Genomic DNA, 24,586 nt, shown 5'->3' with positions numbered 1-24,586 from the left:
TATGTTCTTAGCTAGTACAATAGGAGTAATAGTAGCAACAGTAGCAGCTTTCTTGGCACTTGTCATTCTTTTAGTTGCATTATTGCTTTTTGCTAAACAAAAACTTTCGCCATCAGGCCCAGTAAAGATCACTATCAATGGTGAGAAAGAAATTGAAGTAGGTTCAGGAGGATCTCTTCTTTCTACACTAGGTGGTAAAAAAGTATTCTTACCATCAGCTTGTGGTGGTGGTGGTACTTGTATTCAGTGTGAATGTCACGTTATCGAAGGTGGTGGTGAAGCACTACCTACAGAAACTCCACACTTTACTCGTAAGGAGCTTGCTGCTGGTGCACGTCTTGCTTGTCAGGTAAAAGTGAAGCAGGATATGAAGATCCAGATCCCAGAAGAAGTTTTTGGTATCAAAAAATGGGAAGCTACTGTAGTGCGTAACTATAACGTGGCATCTTTTATCAAAGAATTTGTAGTTGAGATCCCCGAGGATATGGACTACAAAGCTGGTGGATATATCCAGATCGAGATCCCTAAATGTGAGATCAAATATTCTGATATTGACATTACAGCTCACCCAGAAGAGCACGAAACTCCAGACAAGTTTCAGCAAGAATGGGATAAGTTTGGTCTATGGCCACTTGTAATGAAAAATAATGAAACTGTAGAGCGTGCATACTCTATGGCTTCTTACCCTGCAGAAGGTCGTGAGATCATGCTTAACGTGCGTATCGCGACTCCGCCATGGGATAGAGCTAAAAATCAATGGATGAGTGTTAATCCAGGTGTTGCATCTTCTTACATTTTCAGCCGTAAAAAAGGTGATAAAGTAACTATCTCTGGTCCTTATGGAGAGTTCTTTATCAACGAGTCTGAGGCAGAAATGCTTTACGTAGGTGGTGGTGCAGGTATGGCGCCGATGCGTTCTCACTTATATCACCTATTCAAAACATTGAGAACTGGTCGTAAAGTTACATATTGGTACGGTGGTCGTTCTAAACGCGAACTTTTCTATCTTGATCACTTCAAGCAATTAGAAGATGAGTTCCCTAACTTTAGATTCTTCTTGGCACTTTCTGAGCCTATGGAAGAAGACAACTGGAAGGTAAAAGAAGATCTTGATGCTCCTGGAGATGGTTTCGTAGGATTCATTCATCAGGTAGTGATCGATCAATATCTAAATAAGCATGATGAGCCAGAAGAAATCGAATTGTATTTCTGTGGACCTCCGCTTATGAACAAAGCAGTACAAAAAATGGGTGAGGATTTTGGTATCCCAGATGAGAACATCCGTTTTGATGACTTTGGAGGATAACAATATCGCTTCCGCGAAAGCGACTCAAGAATAAACACTAAAACCGATGCAATGCATCGGTTTTGTTTTATAATCAAATCACGGCAGTTTAACTTTGCGCTATGGCAGAATTACTCAACGAACAAGAACTTCATAACCTTGCGATGAACATCGTGGGCAAAGATCTAGAAGAACAAGGATTTGAATTTTTAGCGGTAAATAGCAAGCTTAAGAAGAATCCACAGTTTGTTGCTTTAAAAGATAAAAAGTTGCACTTTGTTATTGTGAAAGCGATCACTTATCCAGAAAATGTAAATGCTTATGATCAAGAGAATATGGATAAAATGAGAGATCATGCTCTTAAATTTAATGCGCGCACTTTTTACGCTAACGTAGGTTTAGGTAGCGCTGAAGACTATAGCAAGCCGCTTGAACACGGTACAGATTATGCGATGGTTTATAATGGAATTATAGAATACAAATGAGAAGAATGCTTATCGCTGTTGTTGCAATGCTGTTTTGTTTAGCATGTAAACAGCCTAATACTGAGATTCATGTTTTGCAAGGCGAAGCTTTAGGAACAACGTATCAAGTTAAGTTTTATGGAGATCATTTTGATGCTGGAGCAAAATTTGATTCTGTTATAAATGCCATCAATAATACGTTTAGTACATATTGGCCCAATTCAAAAATCACAAGAATAAACCATGGCGATACAACGGTTGTGGTAGATGCTATGTTTGATGAAGTTTATGGTCTTGCAGGAGCGGTTTATGCAAGCTCTGAAGGCTTTTATGATCCTACTGTGGGAACATTAGTAAATGCTTACGGTTTTGGTCCAGAGGGTCAAATAAATAAGCTGGATGATCATGTGATAGATTCTCTAATGCAATACGTAGGTTTTGATAAGATTTCACTTGATGACAACGGTTATATTCATAAAGAGAATCCTAATGTATATCTAGATTTTAATAGTATTGCAAAAGGATACTGTATAGATAGAGTGGGAGCGATGCTAGAGCAAAACGGTGTAGAGAATTATTTAATTGAACTAGGTGGTGAGCTTCTCGCAAAAGGCAAAAATCTAAGTAAGAACAAATCTTGGGCTGTAGGAATTGAGAATATTGAAGCGCCTGTGGATGATCGAGGCTACACAAAAGTCGTTGTTTTAAAAAACAGAGGCATGGCCGGTTCAGGAAACTACAGGAAGTTTAGAGTAGATGAAGCCACTGGCGAGCGATATGTGCATACGATTAATCCGCTTACCGGTCAGGCGCATAAAAGTGATGTTCTTAGTGCTACGGTTATCGCAAATACTTGTGCAGAGGCCGATGCTTATGCAACAACTTTTATGGCAATGGGTCTAAAAAGATCTCAACAACTGCTAGAAAAATTAGATACAGTAGATGCTTATCTTATGTATAATGAAGGGAGCGAGATCAAAGTTTATATGAGCAAAGGCTTTGACAAATACCTCAGAGATTAAGCTTTTGGCTTAAAGCAAACGGGTAATATCTCGCCTTCTGCAAGTCTAAACTTATCAATTTCTTCAGGGGTAAGTTTACTGGTATAATCTACTTCTTGTACTTCAAAACCGATGTTTCTTAATTTGTCAAAGTAATCTCTACCGTAAACACGTACGTGATCATATTGACCAAAGATCTTTGCACGTTCAGCGCGGTCTGTGATAGTATTGTCTTCAAAGGTTTTTGCTCTTGATAGATCTTGCGGGATTTGTAAGATCGCCATTCCGCCGGGTTTGAGGATGCGTAGCATTTCTTGCATAGCCTTCGTGTCGTCTGGGATGTGTTCTAAGACGTGATTGCAAAAGATGATGTCATAGGTGTCATCTTCAAAGGGAAGATCGCAAATGTCAGCCTTAACGTCTGCTAACGGCGAATTTAGATCTGTGGTTGTGTAGTCTAAATTGTCCATTTCGCGGAAGCGCTTATAAAAAGCCTGTTCTGGTGCAAAGTGTAGCATTTTGGCTTTCGCCAAAAAGAAATCTGTTTCGCGTTTAAGGTAAAGCCAGAGCAAACGGTGTCGCTCTAAAGATAAGGTAGAAGGCCCCAAAACATTGGGGCGCGTCTTACCGTAACCGTAGGACAAAAATTTCTTGAAACTTTTGCCGTCAATAGGATCTGTATATCTGTTACCTTTTAGCGAAAGCGCTATAAAAGGTTTGATAAGGTAGCTTAACCTTATGAGAACAGGCCTAGGTATTGTATTAAGTGCCTTCTTAAAAAGGGAATTTATCATACTTCTAAACTACCCCAATTCTCACCGGTCTTGATGCGATGTAATTGCATCTCTGAAACACCAAATTGCTTTGCCAGCACTTTGAGTCTCGTACGGCGGTTAGGGTCTAGCAATTTCTTTTTTAAAATTTTTGCTTCAGCATAGGTGAGTTTTGTGTAGTGACGCTCTCCAGAAGTTCGCCTTTTAATATCCAGCGGACTTGTTTTTTGATGTGCGTACCTTTCTTTGTGGGTTACCCATTTAAGGTTTGAGATCCTGTTGTCAGTTTTCTCGTGGTTTAAATGAATTACGGCCGTCTCTTCTTCTTTTTGCTCTAAGAAGGCATTAGCCAACAGTTTGTGAAGGTAAAAGTTGCGCCTCTTGCCATTTGCAAGTTTTACATTAATGGTAGTGTAACCGTTGATGTTACCTCCATTAATGATCGCGCCCTCAGGGTTTGTTACGTAGCTTTTTACTCGCCCGTAGGTGGACAAGCCTACGTAATACCCCTCTTCCCAATTATCTTCACGATAATCTTTCCAAGTTTCGAGTTGCATGATTAAATATATTATAGGGTGACTTGGCTAGCTCTAAAAGGCAATTCTTCATCGCTTTTTATACCTAGCGCGTCGTAAATATACTTAAAAGTTGACAAAAGTTCAGGTTTTCCGTCAACCAAGGCTACATCATGCTCAAAATGAGCGCTTGGTTTGTTGTCTCTTGTAGTGATCGTCCAGCCGTCTCGATGCTGTTTAATCCTATGTGTACCGAGGTTTACCATAGGTTCAATTGCGACAACCATGCCTTCAACAAATTTTTTGCCTCGACCTCGTCTTCCGTAGTTTGGCATGTCTGGAGCTTCATGCATTTTGGCTCCCAAGCCATGACCTACAAGTTCTCTTACGATACCATAACCGTGTTTCTCACAGTGTTGTTGTATTGCAAATCCTACGTCGCCTACGCGATTTCCTTCTTTAAATTCTGCAATACCTGCGTAAAGTGATTCTTTAGTTACGTCAAGGAGTTTTTTTGTTTCGGCGTCTATTTCGCCAACAGCAAAAGTATAGGCGTGATCACCATAAAAACCGTTTTTAAGAGCGCCACAGTCTATAGAAATTATGTCGCCCTCAACAAGTGGAGTGTCATTAGGAATACCATGAACAACCTGATCATTAGGGCTCATACATAGAGAATTAGGGAAGTCGTATAATCCTAAAAATCCTGGAACCGCTCCTTGCTCACGAATAAATTCTTCAGCCAGTTTGTCTAAATATAACGTAGTTACACCGGGCTTAACTTCACTCGCCAGCATACCTAGAGTTTTTGAAACGATAAGAGCACTTTCGCGCATTATTTCAATTTCTTCTCTTGTTTTAGGGATAATTATAGACATGGCTTCTGTGTTTTTAGACCTCTTCAAATTAGGGTTTTGTGAAGTCTTTATGTGTTCTTTTTTACTTCTGTGAAAAGCAAAATTACGGTATTTATAAGGATTGACAATTACGTTTTCCCGTAATATATAACGTTTTGATTATCAGTCGTCCAAAACTTTTAATAGTTGGTCTAAAACTTGAAAATATAATTTTATTTTATATTCTAATCAGTTAGTTTGTAGGGCTTTAATTATAAATTTTCTAGGATATGAAAAGAAAATTACTCAAACTTTTACTACTTATAGTTTTGCCTGTTTCTTCTTTTGGGCAAACTAATGCTTGGATCAATGAGATCCACTATGATAATCAATCGCCAAGCGGCGATAATAACGAAGCTATCGAGATCGTAATTGAAAATATAGACGATATCGCTAATTACTCGCTCGAACTTTATAATGGAGGTACTGGTGCAGAATATGAGACCTATACTTCTTCTAGTTTTGTGGCGGGAGATACTTCTGGGAATTTTAGTATTTACTCAATTCTCACGCCCGGTATTCAGAACGGAACGCCAGATGGTATCGCGCTTATTTATAATGGTACGGTGTTGCAGTTTTTAAGTTATGAGGGAAGTTTTACCGCTTTAGATGGAACTGCAAATGGTATGGCTTCCACAGATATAATAGTTAAGGAAACCTCAGGAGTTACAGATCAACAATCTTTACAATTATCGGGTAACGGTTCGCAGTATGCAGATTTTACTTGGCAAGATGCGTCTACCTCAAGTTTTGGTTCTTTAAATACAGGTCAGACGCTTGGCGCCGGCGGCGCAAATTTGAGTCCAGTGATATCGAGTATAGCGATCGACCCAGAAAATCCCACTTCTTCTGATGTAGTTTCGGTGACGGCTAATGTTGTAGATAATGATGGTTCAATAGCTTCGGTTGTGTTGAATTGGGGAACTACAAGCGGTAGTCTTACTAATGTAATCATGATGTCAAATTCTTCAGGAGAAACTTATGTGACTTCAGAGGATATTTCGGCGCAAGCCAATGGAACAACCGTATATTTTGAGATCGTAGCAACAGATAATGAAGGCGCCGAAAAAACCTCAGATGAACAAAGTTATACGGTAAATGATCCGTCGCCTCCTGGCGCTATAATTATTACAGAGGTCATGGCAAATCCTGCTAGCGTAGGTGATGCTGATGGCGAATATTTTGAAATTTATAATACTACTTCTTCTGCTGTTGTCATGGATGGATGGCGTGTTGTAGATGCTGGATCAAATGATCATACAATAAGTTCTTTTACGCTTGGCGCGAAAAGTTTTGCGGTTTTTGGAAGAAATGATGACACGGCGACAAACGGCGGAATGACCGTAGATTATGTGTTGAGTTCTTTTTCACTAGGCAATACCGATGATGAGATTATTCTACTTGATGAAAATGATAATGAGATAGATCGCGTGGAATATGACACGAGTGGAGATTGGGAAATTGTAGCGGGTGCTTCAATGAGTTTTATAGGTTTAGCTGATGAAGATAATAATGATGCTGCGCTTTGGGTGACATCCACTTTTGTTAACGGTCTGGATAGTGATGCTGGTTCGCCGGGTGTAAATGGAGCAGAGCAGTTTCTAGAAAATACCTCTGTTTATGAAAGTGGGGGTTGGTCTAATGGCGCTCCTGGTGGAAGTACTTCTTCTATGAATTTCTTAGTCAAAGATGGTATTTACAACACCGGTTCTTCTGAAATAAATGTACAGAGTTTGCAAGTACGAGATGGTGCAGGAGTAAATATTGAAAGTGTTCTTGATCTAGAAGGAAGTGTTTTTAACTACGGCGCATTCACTTTTAAAAGTACAGCGATTGCAAATGGAGAATTAGACGAGATAAATTTGAACGCGCAGTTTGTAGGTGATTTTACAGTTGAAAGATTTTTCGACGATTATTTGTCTTACAGAATTGTGAGTCCGGCGGTGACGACATCGACTTCAATTTACGGGAACTGGCAGGAAAATGGTGCTTCGCCAGTGGATTATGGAACACACATCACAGGTTCTGAGACTGGGGCAAATGGTTTTGATGCAACTGGCACAGGAAACCCTTCAATGTTTGAGGTTGATTATTCTGATGTGCCTGCATTTGCTGCGATCGCAAATACAGATGCAACAAATCTTGAGGCTGGTAATCCATACTTATTGTACGTGCGCGGAGATCGAAATATTGATCTAGGCGGTGCTACACCGGCTGATAGGTCAACAACTTTGCGGGCAACAGGAGCTCTAGCGACTGGCGATCAAGATGCGCAAATATTTTCCACGGAAGTGGGAGAAATATTTATGTTCGGAAATCCATATCAGGCGGCGGTTGATGTAAATGAAGTCTTTGCAAATGCTGGTACTCAAAATGTAAATCCAAATTTCTACTACGTTTATGATCCATCGATCGCTGATAATGGAGCGTATGTAACGGTTAGTTTACCTGCCGGCACAGCAACTCCTACAAGCGATGCAGATCAATATTTGCAACCGGGTCAGGGCGCTCAAGGCGAAACAGTAACAAGTGCGATCGCCGAGGTGGTTTTTGAGGAAAACGACAAAGCCGTGGGGAATCATGCAGATGTTTTTAGAAGTTCAAATGCTGTGATTGATGGTGAAACAATTACAGCTTCTTTGTATACCAAAGCATCTTTTGCTGAAGGGAAAATCTATGATGGTTTCTTGATAGAATTTGATGATGATAATGATGATGCAAGAACGCTTGTGGATGCGATTAAAATTTCAAATCTAGGTGAGAATATTGCGGTTGTGAATAGTGATTATCTGCTTAGTGTAGATCGAAGAACGCTTCCTGAAGAAGGTGAAATTGAACTTTCAATTTCAAATTATCAGCATTCAGAATATGTGCTTATGCTAAATGTTGCTGATGGTCTTGGCGCTATTCAATTAAAGGATTCTTATACAAATGAGACTATCGAACTCCTTTCTGGTGACAACCAGATAAATTTTACAGTAAGCGATGAGGCGAGTAAAGTTGAAGATAGATTCTCGCTTGTGTTTTCTAATACGTTTAGTGTGAAAGAAAATGCGGTTTCGGCTATTCAGATCTATCCTAATCCTACTGATGATGGGAGGTTTTCTATATCTGGTTCTCGTTTAATAGGAAAGCAATTAGGAGTGAAGATCAATGATATTTTAGGCAGGGAAGTGTATAACGAGAGTCATGATCTCAATACTGAAGAACTTTCATTAAAACCGCAATTGAAGACTGGTGTTTATCTGCTGTCTATTACTTGCGAAGGAAAAACGTCTGAACATAAATTGATCAAAAAATGATTACTATAAAGAAATACATTATGAGAAGAACTATACTAATTGCTGTGTTTGTGATCATGCTTTTTGACCTTTCAGCTTTTGCGCAAATTACGCTACCTGATGATTCTGCTACGGTTAATGATGCACCCATAGATGGTTTTGTTTTGGTTGGAGTCGCAGTGGCAAGTTTGCTAGGTATTGCAAAACTGAAACGGAAGTAGCATGTTCAAACGAAAAAGTCCGCTGATGCGGACTTTTTTAATGTTTATTGATCACGTTGATCAGATCAGATTTTGTGAGCAAACCGCTTTGGCGCCACACGGGTTGACCATTTTTATACAAGACCATTGTAGGAACACCACGCACTTGAAACTTTTGGGCGACAGCCTCATTCTTATCTACATCGATCTTAATGATCTTTATATTTTCGCCCAATTCTGCTTTAACGTCCTGCAAGATCGGAGCAAGCGTTTGACATGGGCCGCACCAAGTTGCATAAAAATCTAGCAAAACTGGAACGTTGGAGTTAATTATATTATTAAAGTTTTCTTTCATAGCTCAATTTCATTTAAACGTCATCAAAATATATGCTGCAAAAATATCTAAAAATGATACAGGTCATTTTTAGAATGGCGGTTATCTGAGATTTTTGAATAAAAATTACCCCTATGAAATGTTGCCACTGCGGTGCTTCTGTTCAAGTAACAGAAACTAGCACAGCTTTTTGTAGCGCTGCCTGCGAAAATGCTTATGAATTTATCACTAGATCTGGTTTGAACGAGTATTACAAAGCAGATAATTTTGGCGTAAAGCCACAAGAATTTGATGATTATAATTACGAGCATTTTGAAAAGGAAACCGTTATCAATCTTGTGAGTGACAAATACATTGGGATTCAAAAAGAAATCGTTTTTTATATACCTCAAATGCGAGATCAGCAAGATGTGTGGCTGCTCTCAAAACTTTATAATATGAATGTGGGAATTGGTATCTGTGTGGCAGATCTAAAAACCAAATCTCTTAAAGTGGCTTTTGATAGTAGATTGCTCACGGTAAAACATGTTATTGAAACATTAAATATGATAGGATTTCCTCCTGAGCTAGAGGTTAAGGGAGAACATTTTGCGCTAGGAAGCGATTTGAAGATCGCAAGCTGGATGTGCGAAAAACTACGTTTTAAAAGACTGAAGAGTATTTCAAAAACTGCTTTTAAAAATTTAAAGGTTAGTTTATTTCTTTAAGCTTGTCTCTGTCTAGAACTACGATACTTCTGCCTTTAATATTTATAAAGCCTTCGTTTTTAAAATCTTGAAGTGTTCTTGTGGCGCTTTCTTTTGCGATACCGGCAAGGCTGGCAAGTTCGTATCTTGGTATTCTAATGTCGCGCATCTCAATATTGTCTTGCGAGAGTTTAAGAAGTATTTGTGCGGTTTTGTAGCGCACTGTTCCGTAGGCCATTTGGCTAAGTTGCTGAGACATTCCGCCTAAACTCTCAGAGAGTAGATCAATGATCATCTCATTTACTTCACGGCTTTCGTATAGAATCTCGTTGAATTTTTCTAGCGTAAGCATTGCGATTTCGCTCTTAGTCACCGCCGAAGAATAATTTTTATAATTCTCCTGCTTACCTAAGCCCATCAACCCAAACATTTGGTTAGGTTTTATCAATTGTGATATAAGTTCTTTTCCATTTTTTTCAATAGAATACACTTTCACGATGCCATCTAGCAGTAAATAGACATATTTAATGGGCTGATTTTCTTTATAGATGATCTCATTGGGATTTACCGTGTGGATCTTGCCATTTTCCTTTATATAATTATAAAGTTCCGTAGCGTCCTTAAATTTGAACTTTTCGCCAAGCAGTGATTTTTTTCTTACCATTTTGGCTTTCGCCAAACGGCTCTGAATACTACTAAGAAGTTCAAACGGTTTTATAGGTTTTGGGATATAATCATCAGCGCCCAGATTCATGCCGCGTCTTATGTCGTGCATTTCCTTTTTACCAGTAAGAAAGATAAAAGGGATCAAAGCGGTTTTTACATCGCCAGAAAGTGTTTTTAAAACCTCGTAACCATCCATTGCCGGAAGCTCAATATCACAAAGAATAAGGCTAGGAGCAAAAAGTTTAGCGGCTTCTATACCTTCTTCACCAGTATATCTACTTACAGCATCATAGCCAGACTTCTGCAATAAATAAACGATATTATCACAAAGCATGCGGTTGTCTTCAATAACAAGAATTCGCTCCATACAAGGATCTGTTTTAAAATCAGATAATTAGGTTTTTAAATGACACTTAATTTGAAGAAGGGTTAGTTAGGCTTAAGATATTACATTTTTTAATACTTCCTGTTTATTTTTAAAAATTATACTAGTATTTCCGGTGAATATTAAGGCGAACTATATTGACCTAAGCTTATATATTGATTTACGTGATTTTAGAAAGTCTGGATGTAAGTAAGATAAAGATAAAAACTGTAGAATAAAAAAACGCCGTCTTAAAGATGGCGTTTGTAGTACCGGGAATGGGACTCGAACTTTTACCAGATTATTTACTAGCCTATTTTTAAATAGTTGATAATTAATTATTTATATATTTCTTAATTCTTGTTTTAATTGCGATTTGACCCAAATTTGACCCAGACCAATACGCGTTAACACCAGTGTTTTCGCCCGTTAGGGCGAATGCAGAAGGCATGAGCGCTAGCGAATCATTATAAAACCACTCTTGCTCCCAACGGGGCATCCCTTTTTTGACTGCATATCTCCCCAGCCCCCGCACCCCCGTATAAGTATAAAATGCAGGTGTATTCTTTATATTAATGGATGCCGTTTGCAATTTGTTAAATTTTCTTAAAATTATTTTTTAAGCCTGTTGCTTATTGGTCTGTGATGTGCGCTTAGCCCTTTACTGGCTTACAGTTTGACGCTTCTCTATATATATACTTTTATTTATTTATTATTTAATAGTATTATATAGTATATAAAGTGTATTTCTGTAATTAAAACGTTTAAAATGCTGTAAATCAATTTTTTAATGAATTACAAAATGAAATACAGAAAATACAAAATTATAAAATTGTACTACAATTGGAATAATTTTTGTTTCTTGCTATAGTAAGTGATTTGTTGAGAGTTAAATAGGTTAAATGAGTTAACATTTGCTAAATAAATTTTGAACAAAGTTTTTATTACTTTTGCACGATGACAAACAAGAACTATAACAGACTGTCTGCTGAACAGAAAGAGAAGTTAGGCAATTCTATAGTTTACCTTTCCAATAGAATTCCATACTTATCAAAGACTAAGCTTTTAAAGTTGATTTACATTTTAGATGAACAATCAATTAAAAAGAGTGGGATTCCTTTTTTCAATTTTGAATATAAAACTTGGAAGTTAGGACCCGTTGCTGAGGAGATTTTTGTAGATCTATCTTCGGAAACATTTTTATTGAAAGATTTTGTTGAAAAAACTACTTACGAGGATAATATTTTTATCATATCAAAAGCAGATTTTAATGACGATGAATTTTCGGAAAATGATATTGAACTCATGGAATTTGTTGTCAAAAGGTTTGGTGGTTTATCGGCTAATGAACTTGTAGAATATACTCATAAGCCCAATTCCCCTTGGTATATTACAGCTAAGAAAATGAATGTTCTTGACTTATTACTAAAGCAAGAAATAAACTCTACTGACTTCTTAGTGGACATGAAAAGTCTAATTGATCATGATGATAGAAAAAAATCTATTTATTCAGATTATTTAGATTTCCATTAATGTACGAGCAAGGTGCTATCATAAAATTCACTCCATTTTATTTTGAAGATGGTTCTTCAAAAGATAAATATTTTGTAGTTCTAAAATTAACTGATGATGGCGAAAGCTTATTAGCTTCTTTACCTACTAGAAGAGATAATGTGCCGAAAAAAGATGAAGTTAAAGAAGGATGTGTTGAGTTGCCGGGTATAAGCTTTAATTGTTTTGTTTTTGCTCCAAATGTTGAAGTAACAGATTGTGGTAAATGTTTTGATTTTAAAACTCACCTCTATGGGCATGCTTTAAAAAATTATGAGATGAAGCATCTCAATAGTTTTTATCAGGTAGAAGGCGCTGATTATGAAATATGGGGTAAGATGAAGAAAGACTACTTTGAAAAACTCTATGAGTGTTTCAGAACATCCAGAAACGTAAAAATGAAATTTAAGAGGTTCCTAAACTCTTAGTTTTTGAAGGGTATATGCAATTCAATAAGCTCTTAATACCTTACAAACATTCTGCTTTTTAAGGCAATAGTAAGGGCTCTCGCATAGTAAATGCTTCAGGACCTATAACTTTGCCTTCTTCTTTAAGTAATTCACTAAGTTTTACAGGCTTTGCATCTTTGCGATCTTGCCAGCCTAAACGTTCGCCCTTGTTTTTTAGATGTTTTCTTTTACCTGACATACTTGTAAATTTATAATTCAAAGCTAGTAATAAGCTTTGAATTAAGTATTTGGATTAAACATAATTCTATGTTTTACACCCTTAGTCCATTCAATCTATCTATAAAATTTTCTAAAGACTCCTCTTCCAGATTTATACCGTAAACCCCTTTTGGTTGGTTAGTGTATATTATTATTTCATAATTATCTGAAGTAACTTTAACTACAGTATCAGTGTTTATATATATTAATCCTTCTTCTTTCGATTGGATTGGTATGAACTTATTTCTTGCCATTTTATTTTGATTTAAGTTGATTATTCAAATTATCAATTGCGGTGATCAACACGCGCTCGCGTTGCTCTAGCTCGCGCACGCGTGCTAGTAATTCTTTCTCGCGATCGCTTAGCTCGCCATATTTTAAACCAGGATCATAAACCGGCTCTATTGCGCTGCTGCCACAATCAAGATCTAACTCTTTGCATATTTCCTGCTGGGGTATATCTAACTCACGCCAAAAAAGAAGTCTAATAAGCTTTACAAGTGACTTCTTTGCATCTCTATTTTTAGCTTCTAAGGCCTGCACTCCCGAAATACTTAGGCCGATTTTCTCGCCAAATTCCTTTTGAGTAAAATTTAATTTCTCCCTTAACTCCTTTATTTCCAATATAATAAAAATTTTAACACCCTAAACAAAGTGTAAAATACCTTAAATGAAGTTTTATTTTTATAATTTTACCTCAAACAAAGCTTACAAAAGGTGTTTTAGTTATTACACACCTTAAACAAAGTGCTTACAAAACCATAACAAAGTAAGCACAATAATTTACAAAAATCTAAAATATGATAACTGCTGACGACAGAAAAATATTACGGACGGTCTTGGGCTACGGTTACGCCAAAAAAGTGTTAAACCGTCTTAGCTGTAATAATGTGACTAAAGATGATGATGAACAGTATTCTGAGGACACTGTTAAAGCAGTTTTTAATGCGCGTCGAAGGAACATCGATATAGAGCTTGCCATCTGGCAAGTCTATGATGAGGAGAAGGCAAAGCGAATGGAAATTGAGCAAAAACGCAACGCGGCTCAACAGGCTGTAAATACTTCTAATTAAATACATACCATCATGAGCAATACAAAAGCTAAGCAAACCGGCCATACCATCACAGTGATTTATGGTCCAGAACTTTCGGGCAAAACAAGTCTTGCAAAAGACATTGCAAAGGGGTTTAAAGATCCTCATTTTGTAGATGGCTGTGAAGCGAGTATCAAGGATAGATTTTTGCTGCAGATGCTTAGAGAAAGACATGATTTACTTGTGATAGACAATGTTTCTTCTCATTTTATTTTTAGTAACTGGATGCGGCAATTTGCCAGAGAAAATCTTGTAGTAAACCCGAAGCTAGATGCTCCCATAACAATCGCAACACCTGATATTCTTATCGTGGTCAATGATATGCTTGATGAAGCGAGGCTTAAGGAACTTGAGCCATATATTTTAAGGATTACCGGCTTTAAAGAAACTATCCCCACACCAATTACTACCGCTCCCGCAACGTTGCAACACGAGCGTGTTGATGTGTTTAATCTTCTCAATACTTCTAACTAAACATTACTGTCCATGACTTTACAATTGCATCATCTATTTTATTTCCTTTTGGCTACAGCCATATTATTATACCTGTTTGTGTTTTTCTACAACAGGCACACGCTGGCATATAAATTTCGCACCCGCAATTATGTTGCTTTTTACAACGCGGTGATGTGCAATCATGATCTTACAGATGTGATGCGTACTAATCGCAGAGCGCTATTCTTAAAACAACGCCCCAGCATGTTGCGTCTTATGATTTATGGCCGTCCTTTTATCCTTAACCGTTATTACAGCGATGATCAGATCTCGTTTTTCTTTTCGCGTCAAGCGAAAAACAAACACAGGCACACTACAGATCATGTAAAAAGCCGGTATGATTTTGCCGTTTTTGACAAGCCCGTTGCAATGCTTGCAACAGGCAAATATGTAAACGGTGTTTTAACCCCGGTAAATAAGTAAATCATGGCGCAGGATGCAGCATACCACAGGCGACAAATACGCATTGCAAAAAAGCAACTGGCCTCACTGGGTACATTAAAGCATACCAGCGCGCAGGATATACACACTCTCAAAACGTTTTACAACAACCAGATCAATAAACACGCGGGGTATTTAAAGGCCCTTACGATCGTGGTTAACGAGGCACACACTTTATGAGCCAGTTTAAACTAGATAAAGACGAGCTGCTAAAACTTACTAATGGCGGTCTTGATATTCTTATACGCCTGTATCCACAAGGGGATAAGAAGGGTAGTAAATACCCGCATTTTAAAACCCACGACGAGGATACAGCGTCTACAATATTTTTTAAAACAAAGGATGGTATTTGGGGTATTAAGAACTTTGGTACTGGTGATTTTGTAAACGCTATAGATGCGCTTATCGCAAAAGAGAATCTGGACTTTTATGAGGCCTTGCAATGGGTAGCGCGTGAGTTTAATATAGAAGGTGGTGCGCGTTTTAGTGCGGCACGTATTGAGGTAAAACCGGCCACTAAAGGGCAAAAGGATGGTGAGTACTTCTTTGATTATCGTGATTTACTCACAGAGTATGAGCTTGAAGTGCTGGGGCCTAATGTTAATAATAAGACCGCGTTGCAATACGATCTTAAGAGCTGCAAGAAGTTTATACAGGTTAAGCAGTATAAGGACCATAAGAAGTATGGCAACAAGCTTATGCAGATCATCACTAAGGGTACTGATACCTATCCCATTTTTGTGTTTGATATGGGCGACTGGCAAAAGATCTATCAACCGCTTAACCAGGATAAACGCTACCGGTTTAGATATGTGGGTGAGAAATTGCCTCATTATTTGTTTGGTCTCGATCTCATTATGGATGAATATGAGCCACTTAAAGAGGGCATTAATGAGCATAATAAAGATGAATATGAAAAGGAATATGGCCGCAAAGGTGCAGAGGATCCTCGTGCGGAAGCCATTATAATTGCCAGTGGCGATCGTGATGCACTCAACGTGGCATCAATGGGCTATCCTGTAGTGTGGAAGAATAGCGAGAGCGAACCATTATCATACCTGCATTATAAAATGCTTAAAGAGCGCTGTAAGAAACTGTGTTACCTGGGCGATCTAGATATTACCGGTATTAGAGAAACTGTAAGCATTGCCCTTTTTTATACAGATCTGTGCATTATACGCCTACCAGAATGGATCACACAAGAAACGTACAGAGGTAAGCCCTGCAAAGATGTAACAGACTGGGCAAAGCTAGAGTATAGAAAAAAGAAAAAGCCAGAGAGTCTTAAAACAGCTTTTGAGCTGCTGGTAAAAGACGCGTTGCCCGCCCGTTTCTGGAATTTAAAATATAATGCTTCTGGAGACTTCCAAGGATATGAGTTTGATAATGAAGCGTGCTTGCGATTCTTGCAATATAATGGCTTTTACCGCTATGAAGAGGATTTTTCAAAAGAGGATTTCTCTTTTGTGCATATAGAAAAAAACATAGTGAAACGCGTGTTGCCCCATCACGTTTACAACTTCCCCATTGAGTATTTAAAATTAAAGTACAAGCCGGTAAAACTGCTTAACTACATACACCGCAGTGCGCAACTCTCTGATAAAAAGTTGTCACGGTTAGAAATGGCTCAGCCAGACTTTAGCAACCTGCATGGTGTAGACTGGCAATACCTCTTTTTTAAAAATAAGATCATACGCGTTGAGACTGATGGTATCAAAGAGTTTAAGTATGGCCAGGCAGATAATATCAATTTATGGGATAGCCAGATCATTGATAAAGAAGTACGCATTGATACAGATGCAATCTTTACCATAGATAAAAAGGATACTTCAGATTTTACACAGTGGGATATCACTATAAATAAACAGGACAATGAGTTCCTGAATTTTATGATTAATACCAGCCGTATCCATTGGCGGGAAACGCTGGATAAACCCTATAAATCACGCATTGCAAAAATTAAAGAAGCTGATACTGATAAAAAGCAACAGCTAACACATGCCATCATAAAAGAGCGTGAAGCTTATCGTGAGGCAAATAAATTCAACATTGCTGAAACTGCGTTACCGGACCATCTACAACAAGAGCAAAAGCAAAATTTGATCAATAAGATCTTCACCTTTGGTTACGCGTTGCATGGGTACAAATTGGGATCAAAGGCATGGAGCGGTTTTGCCATGGATAACCGCATAAGTGATGTTAATGAGAGTAACGGTGGCTCAGGTAAATCTATCGTGTGGCACAAAGCCCTGGTTGAAATATTACCCATTTATAAATACATCAACGGGGGAGATCCTGAGAGTGGTAAGGATAAACACTTGTTTGATGGAGTAGATCGCAACACGCAAGCGGTGATCATTGATGATCTGGATAGAAATTATCCTTTTCGCAAGGTGTACAATAACATAACCGGTGAGTTTACGGTAAACCCTAAGCATAGTAAACCTTATTCTTTGCGTTACCACGAAAGCCCTAAGTGCTTCTTTACTTCAAACTTTGGGATCATGGCATCTGACAGCTCCACAATGCGCCGGTTGCTTTTTACTGTGTTTTCAGACTATTACCACTTTAAAAGTGACGATGATAATTACAGCTGGTCCTATCGTGATGAGACTGGCAATGATCTGTTTTCTGACTTTGACAATGACCAGTGGGATCGCTTCTATAGCTTTTGCATACAAGCACTACAATTCTACATGAGTACAAAAGAAAAGGTTGATCCACCTATGGAAAATGTGGCTAAGCGTAACGCGTTGGAGCGCTTTGGTAACGCATTTAAAGACTGGGCAGATAACTTCTTTGAGACCCGTAAAAATCGCTTTATAGCGAAAAAATATGCGATGAAACATCTGGAGATAGATGGAGGTTTCAGAGGGATGACCAGCAACACCTTTAAAAAGAAGCTTAATGAGTGGGCAAAGTTTAACGGCTATGTAATGAATCCTGATGTAGATGGCGTGTTGAATACGCAAGGCTATTGTAAACATACCATAAAAGGAAAAACGCAGGAATGCATAGTGATACATGTACCCGGCAGACCGCTGGATCTACGCACAGAAGGTGTACAGCTGGAGGTAAAACTAGATAGAGAAGAAACCGCCCAGATCACAGAAGGTGATGGCGATGAACCATTTTAAACCCTTGAGATATGGAACATTTTAATGATCAAGCAAACCGCGAGTTATGTGAAGCGCATGGCATCACGATCTATCCCATAGATATTGCCTGGCATACCTACATAGAGGTTGACAACAATGGCAAGAAAAAGACGGGGACACAACGCTGGTTGCAATACACCATGATGATAAGAGGCAAATGGGTGAAGGGTTATGAAGATAGAATTAAAGAAATGTATGCCTTTTACGCGTCAAAAATTAAAAAGCAGCTTCGTAAAAAGGAGCTGCAGGCCGCTGCCTTTTTACCCCTGCTACAACACAAGCCGTTGGGAGACTGGTTTTATGTTACCGCACTATTTGTAAGTATATGTGCCATAGTAGCATTAATCCTCCTGGTTGCCGTGTTGATAGTAAAAATTGTAAACCTGAATTCAAAACGCAAAAATCTATAAACATGCATGTTATCAAAGCTTTACTCATTGTTATTGCCGCATTGATCGCATTGATGGCCCTGTTGTATCACTTTAGCAAGTGGTATGTGCGGTGGTATATCGAAAAGAAAAAACAAAACGATGAAAAGAAACTAGGGTATGAGCGCTATGAAATAGGGCTGGCAGATCATCATACCATTATAAAAAGTAGAACCGGTGCGCGAGCTGCAAAACGGTTTTATATAAAAGCAAGAAAAAGAGGAGACTACGGGCGGGATAAAATGAATTTTAATCTTAAAAATGAAAAGCTATGCTGCAAAAAACTGAATTAAGACCGCTACCGTACAACCCTACTAAAACAGAGTTGAAAAAGATGTTCCCTAAGGTTAATCATTGCACACTTATGGATGAAGTAAACGCTGCAATGAAAGAACATCGTGGTGAGCGCTTCAACGCGCATGATCGCATATTGTTTAAACCTGAGTTTGAAAAGGTGATCGCTTTATATGGTTACCCTAAGGGCTATGAAAAAGAGTTTAGGGAATGAAATTATTAGTTCCTATTAGTGGTGGTAAAGACAGTCAAGCAACTTTATTATGGTGCATTGAAAAATATGGTGTTGAAAATCTTACTGCTATTTTCTGCGATACTAAATGGGAGCATCAGATTACGTATGATCATATTGAATATTTAGTAAGTAAATCTGGTGTTTCATTTAGAACACTTAAATCCAAAAAGTACGATGGATTTGTAGATCTGTGTAAAAAGAAAAAGCGGTTTCCTTCATTTACGACAGGCTTTTGTACGGAAGAACTGAAGATAAAACCTATGATCGACTACTTGCTGAAGATCAAGGACCACGTTACAATTTTTCAGGGTATCAGAAGGGATGAAAGTGAGAACAGGAAAAATGCTAATGAGCAATGTAGATACTTCAAATATTATTTTGAACCCTACGCATCTAATAACCTCACCATTCAAAAATACTTTTATAGACGTCATAAGATTTCCCATAAGCAAAAGGAAAAATTGAGAAAGGCAGTGCAGAGATTGAAGCTTGGTAAAAAGGATGAAAAGTTCTTTACATACCGTAAAAAGGAAGTTTTTGAGTGGTGTAAGAATTACGCAGATGATATTATGAGACCATTTGTATATAGCTCAGCTGAAGACGTTTTGTATTATAGTTTAAACAGAGGATATAATATTAATCCACTTTATTTTATGGGGGCTTCACGTGTCGGCTGTTTTCCTTGCAAGAATGCTCGTCAGGATGAATTGAAGATGATCATTAACAATTTTCCTAAAACAATAGACAGGATTAGGACTGCTGAAAAATATGTAGGAGGAACATTCTTTGCACCAGATAAAATACCACTAAGATACAGAACTGGTTTAGATCCAAAAAGCGGTAAAAGGTTAGCGACTATGGATGATGTGGTGAAATATTTGGCCGATAAGAATGCTCAATTTGATTTAATGTATGGTTTAGGCCTAGAATCAAAATGTAAATCAGTCTATAGCATTTGTGAATAGAAAGGAAACTTCCCTTTTTGAGTTAAAACAGGTAAATTAGTAAGGTAACTATTTAATTTTCAAGGTATGGACTTTACTGTTTTTATTAAGAGCCTCTCAAAAAATGAGAAAAATGAACTGCTTACAGCGCTGCTTAAAGACGCTGGTCATGAGGTGGAATACTTAACATCCATTAGAAGTTTTTATAAAGCACACAGGGATAAAGCCTCTGTACGATTGCTCAATATTTTGCATCACAATTTTGATAATGAAGATATGGCATTTATAGAGCTGGTGGCCCGCAGTGACTTTATGACACTTAGAAATGCAGGTCAAAAGACTTGGGAAGAGTTTTGCGCGTTGCGAGGCTCATAATCTTAAATAGTAATCAAAATCAACATACCATGAAAAAGTACAAATTCAAGATCAACAATTTCTTTAAAAAGATTTTTGAAGCCAGTAATTATAAGCTGGCGCTAAAACTAGCAAACGACTGGCGCGATCAACACGCTCCCGGTGGCAGTGTAGAACTTATAGAAGAAGTAATTTAAAAACCAGTTGTATGAAATCGCTAGAATTTATTTACCAGGAAACCCAGATCCATTTTCTTGTTAACCCGCTTGATAAAAATGTAATGGTCAACGCTACTGAAATGGCAAAGATATTTGACAGAAAAACTGCAAAATTTTTAAGGACAGCTCATGCAAAGGCTTTTATTGAAGTCGCTAAACGAGACCCAAAAGGGTCTCAAATAATTGACGATAGAGGGCGAAATGGGATATATTTCAATAAACGCCTAGCTTTAAAATTTGCTGCTTGGCTAAGCCCTGAATTTGAATATTGGGTGTATTCTACCATTGATGAAATTGTCTTTGGTAACTACAAGAAACATTGGGAAGCCCACGCGTTGCAAGAAGCGGCAAAAGAAGAAATGAAAGCCTTAAAAAAGCAACTACTTACTAAACCTACCGTGGAGGCTACGCAACAATACTTTGAGGCAGAGCAACGCGTTAAACAGGCTAAAAGCGCAAAACTCACCGCCATACGTGGCCAGTATAAATTGTTTAAAGAGCTGTAGCGCATATCCCGCAATGCGTAAGTAAAAACACGCGATCCTGCACGGTCTAATATATTGGTGTATTTTAGCGCACAATGAGATTAGAGGGCATGTTGAGTATAATCCTTTGAATTTCAAAAATTAAACGTATATTCGTTAACGACAAACCTATCTGTGACCAATCACAGATTTATATTTATTAACGATAAGGGGCAATCCTATGGTGGCCGCATAGCAGTAGCTGTGTACCGAAAGGTATGGCGACTCTATCTCAGATAGGTTTGTCACACCTAAGGGGTTGCCCCGCGTTTAATTTTGGAGTCATGACAAACTCAAAAGAATTCGAGCCGCAACACGCGGCATTAACACCAGCCCAGCTGGAGCTTATAGATTTTTGCTGCCATCTGGACATTCCCTCAATTGTAGAAGCTGTAGAAACCACGTTGAAACAAGCAGCTTTCTTTAACAAGGAGGACATTACCCCGCTTATGGCTGAAAAATTTCAGCACACAGATTATTTGCTTGAGATCCTCAAGCGCATACAAAGTGAAGGCAGTAGTCCGCTACTCGCCACCGCTTAAAAACAAGAAACCCCCGCAACACGTTACGGGGGTTTTTTTATGAAGCAATGCTTTTTCTTGATTTTTTGGATTTATAGATTATCTCATTGGAAGTCTTTTTGCGTTTTAATTTAAAAAAGAGTGGATTCCAATCGGGAATATCTGGCTTATGTATGTTGTCACTAAAGAATAGAATTTCTTTGCCTTCTCTCACTTTATAGGCTGTATGTTTAAACTCAAATTCTTTCTTACTACAATCTGAATATAATTCTTTTATCTGCTTAACATTATCATATGAAACAATCCATTTAATATTGTCTATAGCTTTAATTTTATCACTTACAACCTTATGATTTTTATCTTTATAATGATTAAGATATAGACTGTTAGCTTTTAAATAATATGGAGGGTCAAAATAAAAAATAACATTGTTATTTTGAGATTCAAGTTGAATTTGATCAATTAAATCAATTGCATCTTTTTGATAAAGATTAATATTACTTTTCTTTTTTTCAATTTTTCTTATTCGATCAATTAAATCTGGTTTATTAAACCTACAATCCATTAAGTAATTTCCTGTTTGCTTAATTCCGCCTATAACTCCTGCATTTATAATACCTGATCTATTTGTCCTATTTAAATAAAAGGTAGAAAAACCTAAGGTTAGTAAATCAATAGATTCTTTTTGGCTTTGGATTTTTTTTTGTTTGTTCCATTCATCAATTGATAATTCAGCACTATCAATCATTGAACATAGTTCGTCAGTCCTATTTAATACAGAATACCAGAAAGCATAAATTGATCTATCCTTGTCATTAATTGTGATATTTTCTACAAAGCCTTCTAATAATAAGAAAAGAGCAACAGATGCACCGCCAGAATATGGCTCAACATAGTGGCCATTTATATCATTATCAATGCAAATTTTTGCAATGAATGCTGAAAGTTTGTTTTTACCTCCTGGATATCTTAATGGTGAATAAAGCATTATTCCTGAGTATAAATATTATTACTTAATATGTCAAAAAGAGGTTCTAAATGTATCCAAGCTCTTTTATTGTGAGATAAGTCTACTATCGTTTCGATATTGTGAACTGCCAAATCTAAACCATCTTTAATTCTTTCAATATAATGTTTCAAATTTCTAAGTTTTTGTGAGTCGAGATGGTTTTCTAATTCATTATTTTTCACGTAATCCAGCATTATTTTAAGTGATGCATTTGAATAATCCTTGGTGCTATTAAAGCGGAGAATACTCATTATTTCTGATGACTCAATTTCATCTTTAACATGGTGCTTTTTCTTTATATATTGAATTAGGGTTTGTACTTTTCTGAGGCTGTTCTTGTTAGCTTCTGAATTAGTTTTATGACTTAAATCTTCAAACAACTTCTTTTCTTTAAGATAAAAGTATAAAGATTGTTCTAGATAAGTTCGTAATAAAATTGCAAAAGAATATACTTTATCAATGGGCAAATGCTTCAATTCAGCAAAGAGGTAATCTAATTTTTCGTTATCAAAGATTATCTCTTTATCCGGTGCAATTATACGATTCTCATAGGCTTTCTTTCGTGAAGTTTTTCGTCGTCGTGTAACCTTCTTTTTTTGAGCCTCTAGATCTGATTTTTTCTTGGAAGTTTTGCTTTTAGTTTTTTCCTTTTTATTGGCAGAGAAATCAAATTTTGGATCATTATTTAAGCGATCTACAAACTTTTTTTTGTCTTCATCTTTATTAAAATCACGAGAAAAGCGTTCAGCATCTATTAAAATTTTGAATAATTCTAATAGGCGCTTTTCAAATTCCTCTTGCTCTAGATCTATGATTAATTCACCACTTTCGTTATCAAACTCAATTCCTAAAAATTTTCTAGCTGGTTCGTAAGAATAAAATCTTTCGAGATTAGTAATTTCAAATTCAGTAATTTCGATAATGATTCCTTCTTCTTTTTCAAGTATATCCTTTCCTTCAAGAAAAAGGTTATATGCTTTTAAAGGTTTGAGAATTTTAGCTCTACTTTCATTTAGGACTTCACCAATATCCTCGACAGATAAACCATCTTCGTAATACATTTCTGCAACGAAAGCATATTGATTTCCTGTTTTCCACCTTTTTAAGGTTTCTCCATTATGTCTTTCATATATAATAGGGTTTGCTAAAAGACGATTAGGAGCTATATAGCATCTTAATTTTCGGTCAACGGGAAAATTGTTTTTCAAAATATTTTGAAGAAGAGTATTTGCTTTAGATGTTGATAGATACTTTTTTGGATTTTGTAATAATTTTAATGCAGCGGTTCTTCTATTTCCTTCTAGAACAACTTTTTTGTTATTTTCAATGCAAATAATAGGTTCCTCACCTACAAAAAATCCTTCTTCTGAAATTTTCTTGGCTAACTCATAAACTTTTTCATTTTTGATGAGAAACTTTAAAATCTGTGTTTGATTAAGTGTATTACCTCTATACTTTATTCTAGGATTGTTTAAATCAAGTTGGAGGGTTTTGATACTATATTCAAATGTTTCCCATGAGGCGTAATCTATATACATAATTTATTGGTTGGATGGTATTAAAGCTAACATGGAAATATAGAAAAATGATTTTAAATTATAAAACAATTACTTTGTTATCAGTTATTTATGGTTTTCCGTAATTTGAAGGGCAACAGGCGTGTTGGGTGAGGAGTTTTTTGGCGTAAGCCTTAACGAAAAAAAGGCAAGACCCTACATCTTGCCTTTCTAACATACCTAAAACCTTAAGGGGTGAAAGCATGTCGACCAACACGTTAAATGTAACCATTTAATTTAAAGTACTTTAAAATAATTGTTGTTAATTAGAGAAATGCAGATTGCCAACTAAAAAAGAAAAACCTCGCGTGTTGCGAGGCTTAGCCTTAAACAAATTCATAACTTAAAAAAAGCGTGAACGCTTTAAATGCAGTAGAGCAGATCTTACCCCTAAGAAAACCACTCAATATATTAGTTGAAGAGATACAATTAACACTTAGTATCTTTTCTATCGATAAAACACCCCTGCTAAACCGATAGATCAAATGTAGGGGGTTAGTTCTTCATACATAGAGGTGTTTTCACCCGTTTTGTCTTCAAAATTTAACATTTGGTAATTATAGCAACGGGTTAAAATATTTTGCAACACGCTAAGCATTATTGCAATACGTTGAAAATCCTGTGCCTTTCA

General features: G+C 37.1%; 31 protein-coding genes. 21 read left to right on the top strand and 10 right to left on the bottom strand.

Features of this window, described 5'->3' with window-relative positions; genetic code table 11:
* Position 1 precedes the first annotated feature (1 nt).
* The 3 genes from nqrF to ACZ5L8_RS10305 all read left to right on the top strand — a co-directional run bounded on the left by nqrF (position 2) and on the right by ACZ5L8_RS10305 (position 2,771).
* Positions 2 to 1,306, top strand: a complete 1,305-nt coding sequence (gene nqrF, locus ACZ5L8_RS10315; protein WP_464437224.1) for an NADH:ubiquinone reductase (Na(+)-transporting) subunit F — start codon at positions 2 to 4, stop codon at positions 1,304 to 1,306.
* Between the two features lie 101 nt (positions 1,307 to 1,407).
* The gene (locus ACZ5L8_RS10310; protein ID WP_464437223.1) at positions 1,408 to 1,770 is read left to right on the top strand and encodes a Na(+)-translocating NADH-quinone reductase subunit F; all 363 of its coding nucleotides are present in this window, start codon (positions 1,408 to 1,410) and stop codon (positions 1,768 to 1,770) included.
* The gene (locus tag ACZ5L8_RS10305; protein WP_464437222.1) at positions 1,767 to 2,771 is read left to right on the top strand and encodes an FAD:protein FMN transferase; all 1,005 of its coding nucleotides are present in this window, start codon (positions 1,767 to 1,769) and stop codon (positions 2,769 to 2,771) included. The genes ACZ5L8_RS10310 and ACZ5L8_RS10305 overlap by 4 nt, the downstream gene beginning before the upstream one ends.
* Here the strand turns inward: ACZ5L8_RS10305 and ACZ5L8_RS10300 are convergent.
* The 3 genes from ACZ5L8_RS10300 to map are packed head-to-tail and all read right to left on the bottom strand — an operon-like array spanning position 2,768 to position 4,910.
* On the bottom strand, positions 2,768 to 3,544 hold the full coding sequence (locus tag ACZ5L8_RS10300; protein ID WP_464437219.1) for a class I SAM-dependent methyltransferase: 777 nt from the start codon (positions 3,542 to 3,544) through the stop codon (positions 2,768 to 2,770). The two genes, ACZ5L8_RS10305 and ACZ5L8_RS10300, sit on opposite strands and share 4 nt — an antisense overlap.
* On the bottom strand, positions 3,541 to 4,080 hold the full coding sequence (locus tag ACZ5L8_RS10295) for an HNH endonuclease (RefSeq protein WP_462597409.1): 540 nt from the start codon (positions 4,078 to 4,080) through the stop codon (positions 3,541 to 3,543). Before ACZ5L8_RS10295 ends, ACZ5L8_RS10300 begins: the two co-directional genes overlap by 4 nt.
* Positions 4,081 to 4,091: 11 nt before the next feature.
* The gene (map, locus tag ACZ5L8_RS10290) at positions 4,092 to 4,910 is read right to left on the bottom strand and encodes a type I methionyl aminopeptidase (RefSeq protein ID WP_464440946.1); all 819 of its coding nucleotides are present in this window, start codon (positions 4,908 to 4,910) and stop codon (positions 4,092 to 4,094) included.
* A 254-nt stretch (positions 4,911 to 5,164) separates the two neighbouring features.
* Between map and ACZ5L8_RS10285 the strand changes: the two genes are divergently transcribed.
* Positions 5,165 to 8,236, top strand: coding sequence for a lamin tail domain-containing protein (locus ACZ5L8_RS10285; RefSeq protein ID WP_464437217.1), 3,072 nt, complete (start codon positions 5,165 to 5,167; stop codon positions 8,234 to 8,236).
* Positions 8,237 to 8,256: 20 nt separating this feature from the next.
* Positions 8,257 to 8,436 carry a hypothetical protein gene (locus ACZ5L8_RS10280; protein ID WP_464437214.1) on the top strand — a complete coding sequence of 60 codons (180 nt, stop codon included), beginning with the start codon at positions 8,257 to 8,259 and terminating at the stop codon, positions 8,434 to 8,436.
* A gap of 37 nt (positions 8,437 to 8,473) precedes the next feature.
* Here the strand turns inward: ACZ5L8_RS10280 and trxA are convergent, their stop codons facing one another.
* Complete coding sequence (gene trxA / locus ACZ5L8_RS10275; RefSeq protein WP_464437211.1) at positions 8,474 to 8,770, bottom strand: thioredoxin; 297 nt, start codon at positions 8,768 to 8,770, stop codon at positions 8,474 to 8,476.
* Between the two features lie 113 nt (positions 8,771 to 8,883).
* On the opposite strand from trxA, the gene ACZ5L8_RS10270 reads away from it, so the two are divergent.
* A complete protein-coding gene (locus ACZ5L8_RS10270) occupies positions 8,884 to 9,456 on the top strand; it encodes a hypothetical protein (RefSeq protein WP_464437209.1) in 573 nt (190 codons plus the stop codon).
* Here ACZ5L8_RS10270 and ACZ5L8_RS10265 read toward each other — a convergent pair.
* Complete coding sequence (locus tag ACZ5L8_RS10265) at positions 9,440 to 10,468, bottom strand: response regulator (protein WP_464437208.1); 1,029 nt, start codon at positions 10,466 to 10,468, stop codon at positions 9,440 to 9,442. The two genes, ACZ5L8_RS10270 and ACZ5L8_RS10265, sit on opposite strands and share 17 nt — an antisense overlap.
* Positions 10,469 to 11,422: 954 nt before the next feature.
* Here ACZ5L8_RS10265 and ACZ5L8_RS10260 point away from each other — a divergent pair.
* On the top strand, positions 11,423 to 11,998 hold the full coding sequence (locus ACZ5L8_RS10260) for a Panacea domain-containing protein (RefSeq protein ID WP_464437205.1): 576 nt from the start codon (positions 11,423 to 11,425) through the stop codon (positions 11,996 to 11,998).
* The gene (locus ACZ5L8_RS10255; protein ID WP_464437203.1) at positions 11,998 to 12,444 is read left to right on the top strand and encodes a hypothetical protein; all 447 of its coding nucleotides are present in this window, start codon (positions 11,998 to 12,000) and stop codon (positions 12,442 to 12,444) included. Before ACZ5L8_RS10260 ends, ACZ5L8_RS10255 begins: the two co-directional genes overlap by 1 nt.
* 58 nt (positions 12,445 to 12,502) lie before the next feature.
* Here ACZ5L8_RS10255 and ACZ5L8_RS10250 read toward each other — a convergent pair whose 3' ends face one another.
* From ACZ5L8_RS10250 to ACZ5L8_RS10240, 3 genes are all read right to left on the bottom strand, one after another.
* Complete coding sequence (locus tag ACZ5L8_RS10250; RefSeq protein WP_464437200.1) at positions 12,503 to 12,664, bottom strand: hypothetical protein; 162 nt, start codon at positions 12,662 to 12,664, stop codon at positions 12,503 to 12,505.
* 73 nt (positions 12,665 to 12,737) lie between these two features.
* Positions 12,738 to 12,938, bottom strand: coding sequence for a hypothetical protein (locus ACZ5L8_RS10245; RefSeq protein ID WP_464437198.1), 201 nt, complete (start codon positions 12,936 to 12,938; stop codon positions 12,738 to 12,740).
* Position 12,939: 1 nt separating this feature from the next.
* On the bottom strand, positions 12,940 to 13,308 hold the full coding sequence (locus ACZ5L8_RS10240; protein WP_464437196.1) for a helix-turn-helix domain-containing protein: 369 nt from the start codon (positions 13,306 to 13,308) through the stop codon (positions 12,940 to 12,942).
* Positions 13,309 to 13,484: 176 nt separating this feature from the next.
* Between ACZ5L8_RS10240 and ACZ5L8_RS10235 the strand changes: the two genes are divergently transcribed.
* The 13 genes from ACZ5L8_RS10235 (at position 13,485) to ACZ5L8_RS10175 (ending at position 21,411) form a co-directional block, all read left to right on the top strand.
* Complete coding sequence (locus tag ACZ5L8_RS10235; RefSeq protein ID WP_464437195.1) at positions 13,485 to 13,757, top strand: hypothetical protein; 273 nt, start codon at positions 13,485 to 13,487, stop codon at positions 13,755 to 13,757.
* 12 nt (positions 13,758 to 13,769) lie between these two features.
* Positions 13,770 to 14,252, top strand: a complete 483-nt coding sequence (locus ACZ5L8_RS10230; protein WP_464437193.1) for a hypothetical protein — start codon at positions 13,770 to 13,772, stop codon at positions 14,250 to 14,252.
* Positions 14,253 to 14,264: 12 nt separating this feature from the next.
* Positions 14,265 to 14,696: a hypothetical protein gene (locus tag ACZ5L8_RS10225; RefSeq protein WP_464437191.1), complete on the top strand. Its 432-nt coding sequence runs from the start codon at positions 14,265 to 14,267 to the stop codon at positions 14,694 to 14,696.
* 3 nt (positions 14,697 to 14,699) lie between these two features.
* The gene (locus ACZ5L8_RS10220; protein WP_464437189.1) at positions 14,700 to 14,894 is read left to right on the top strand and encodes a hypothetical protein; all 195 of its coding nucleotides are present in this window, start codon (positions 14,700 to 14,702) and stop codon (positions 14,892 to 14,894) included.
* Complete coding sequence (locus ACZ5L8_RS10215; protein WP_464437187.1) at positions 14,891 to 17,851, top strand: primase-helicase family protein; 2,961 nt, start codon at positions 14,891 to 14,893, stop codon at positions 17,849 to 17,851. Before ACZ5L8_RS10220 ends, ACZ5L8_RS10215 begins: the two co-directional genes overlap by 4 nt.
* A gap of 11 nt (positions 17,852 to 17,862) precedes the next feature.
* Positions 17,863 to 18,282 carry a hypothetical protein gene (locus ACZ5L8_RS10210; RefSeq protein ID WP_464437185.1) on the top strand — a complete coding sequence of 140 codons (420 nt, stop codon included), beginning with the start codon at positions 17,863 to 17,865 and terminating at the stop codon, positions 18,280 to 18,282.
* A gap of 2 nt (positions 18,283 to 18,284) precedes the next feature.
* Positions 18,285 to 18,593, top strand: coding sequence for a hypothetical protein (locus tag ACZ5L8_RS10205; RefSeq protein ID WP_464437183.1), 309 nt, complete (start codon positions 18,285 to 18,287; stop codon positions 18,591 to 18,593).
* A complete protein-coding gene (locus ACZ5L8_RS10200) occupies positions 18,572 to 18,808 on the top strand; it encodes a hypothetical protein (RefSeq protein WP_464437181.1) in 237 nt (78 codons plus the stop codon). The genes ACZ5L8_RS10205 and ACZ5L8_RS10200 overlap by 22 nt, the downstream gene beginning before the upstream one ends.
* Positions 18,805 to 19,794: a phosphoadenosine phosphosulfate reductase domain-containing protein gene (locus ACZ5L8_RS10195; protein WP_464437179.1), complete on the top strand. Its 990-nt coding sequence runs from the start codon at positions 18,805 to 18,807 to the stop codon at positions 19,792 to 19,794. Before ACZ5L8_RS10200 ends, ACZ5L8_RS10195 begins: the two co-directional genes overlap by 4 nt.
* 66 nt (positions 19,795 to 19,860) lie before the next feature.
* Positions 19,861 to 20,148: a hypothetical protein gene (locus tag ACZ5L8_RS10190; RefSeq protein ID WP_464437177.1), complete on the top strand. Its 288-nt coding sequence runs from the start codon at positions 19,861 to 19,863 to the stop codon at positions 20,146 to 20,148.
* Positions 20,149 to 20,177: 29 nt separating this feature from the next.
* Positions 20,178 to 20,324, top strand: coding sequence for a hypothetical protein (locus ACZ5L8_RS10185; protein WP_464437176.1), 147 nt, complete (start codon positions 20,178 to 20,180; stop codon positions 20,322 to 20,324).
* An 11-nt stretch (positions 20,325 to 20,335) separates the two neighbouring features.
* Positions 20,336 to 20,851: a KilA-N domain-containing protein gene (locus tag ACZ5L8_RS10180; protein ID WP_464437174.1), complete on the top strand. Its 516-nt coding sequence runs from the start codon at positions 20,336 to 20,338 to the stop codon at positions 20,849 to 20,851.
* A gap of 302 nt (positions 20,852 to 21,153) precedes the next feature.
* Positions 21,154 to 21,411, top strand: coding sequence for a hypothetical protein (locus ACZ5L8_RS10175; RefSeq protein ID WP_464437172.1), 258 nt, complete (start codon positions 21,154 to 21,156; stop codon positions 21,409 to 21,411).
* Between the two features lie 37 nt (positions 21,412 to 21,448).
* Here the strand turns inward: ACZ5L8_RS10175 and ACZ5L8_RS10170 are convergent, their stop codons facing one another.
* Positions 21,449 to 22,378, bottom strand: a complete 930-nt coding sequence (locus ACZ5L8_RS10170) for a DNA adenine methylase (RefSeq protein ID WP_464437170.1) — start codon at positions 22,376 to 22,378, stop codon at positions 21,449 to 21,451.
* Positions 22,378 to 23,937, bottom strand: a complete 1,560-nt coding sequence (locus ACZ5L8_RS10165; RefSeq protein WP_464437168.1) for a ParB N-terminal domain-containing protein — start codon at positions 23,935 to 23,937, stop codon at positions 22,378 to 22,380. Before ACZ5L8_RS10165 ends, ACZ5L8_RS10170 begins: the two co-directional genes overlap by 1 nt.
* Positions 23,938 to 24,586: the final 649 nt, after the last annotated feature.

It is taken from the genome of Leeuwenhoekiella obamensis (genome assembly GCF_055391795.1).
This window is presented reverse-complemented; position numbering and strand designations above follow the sequence as displayed.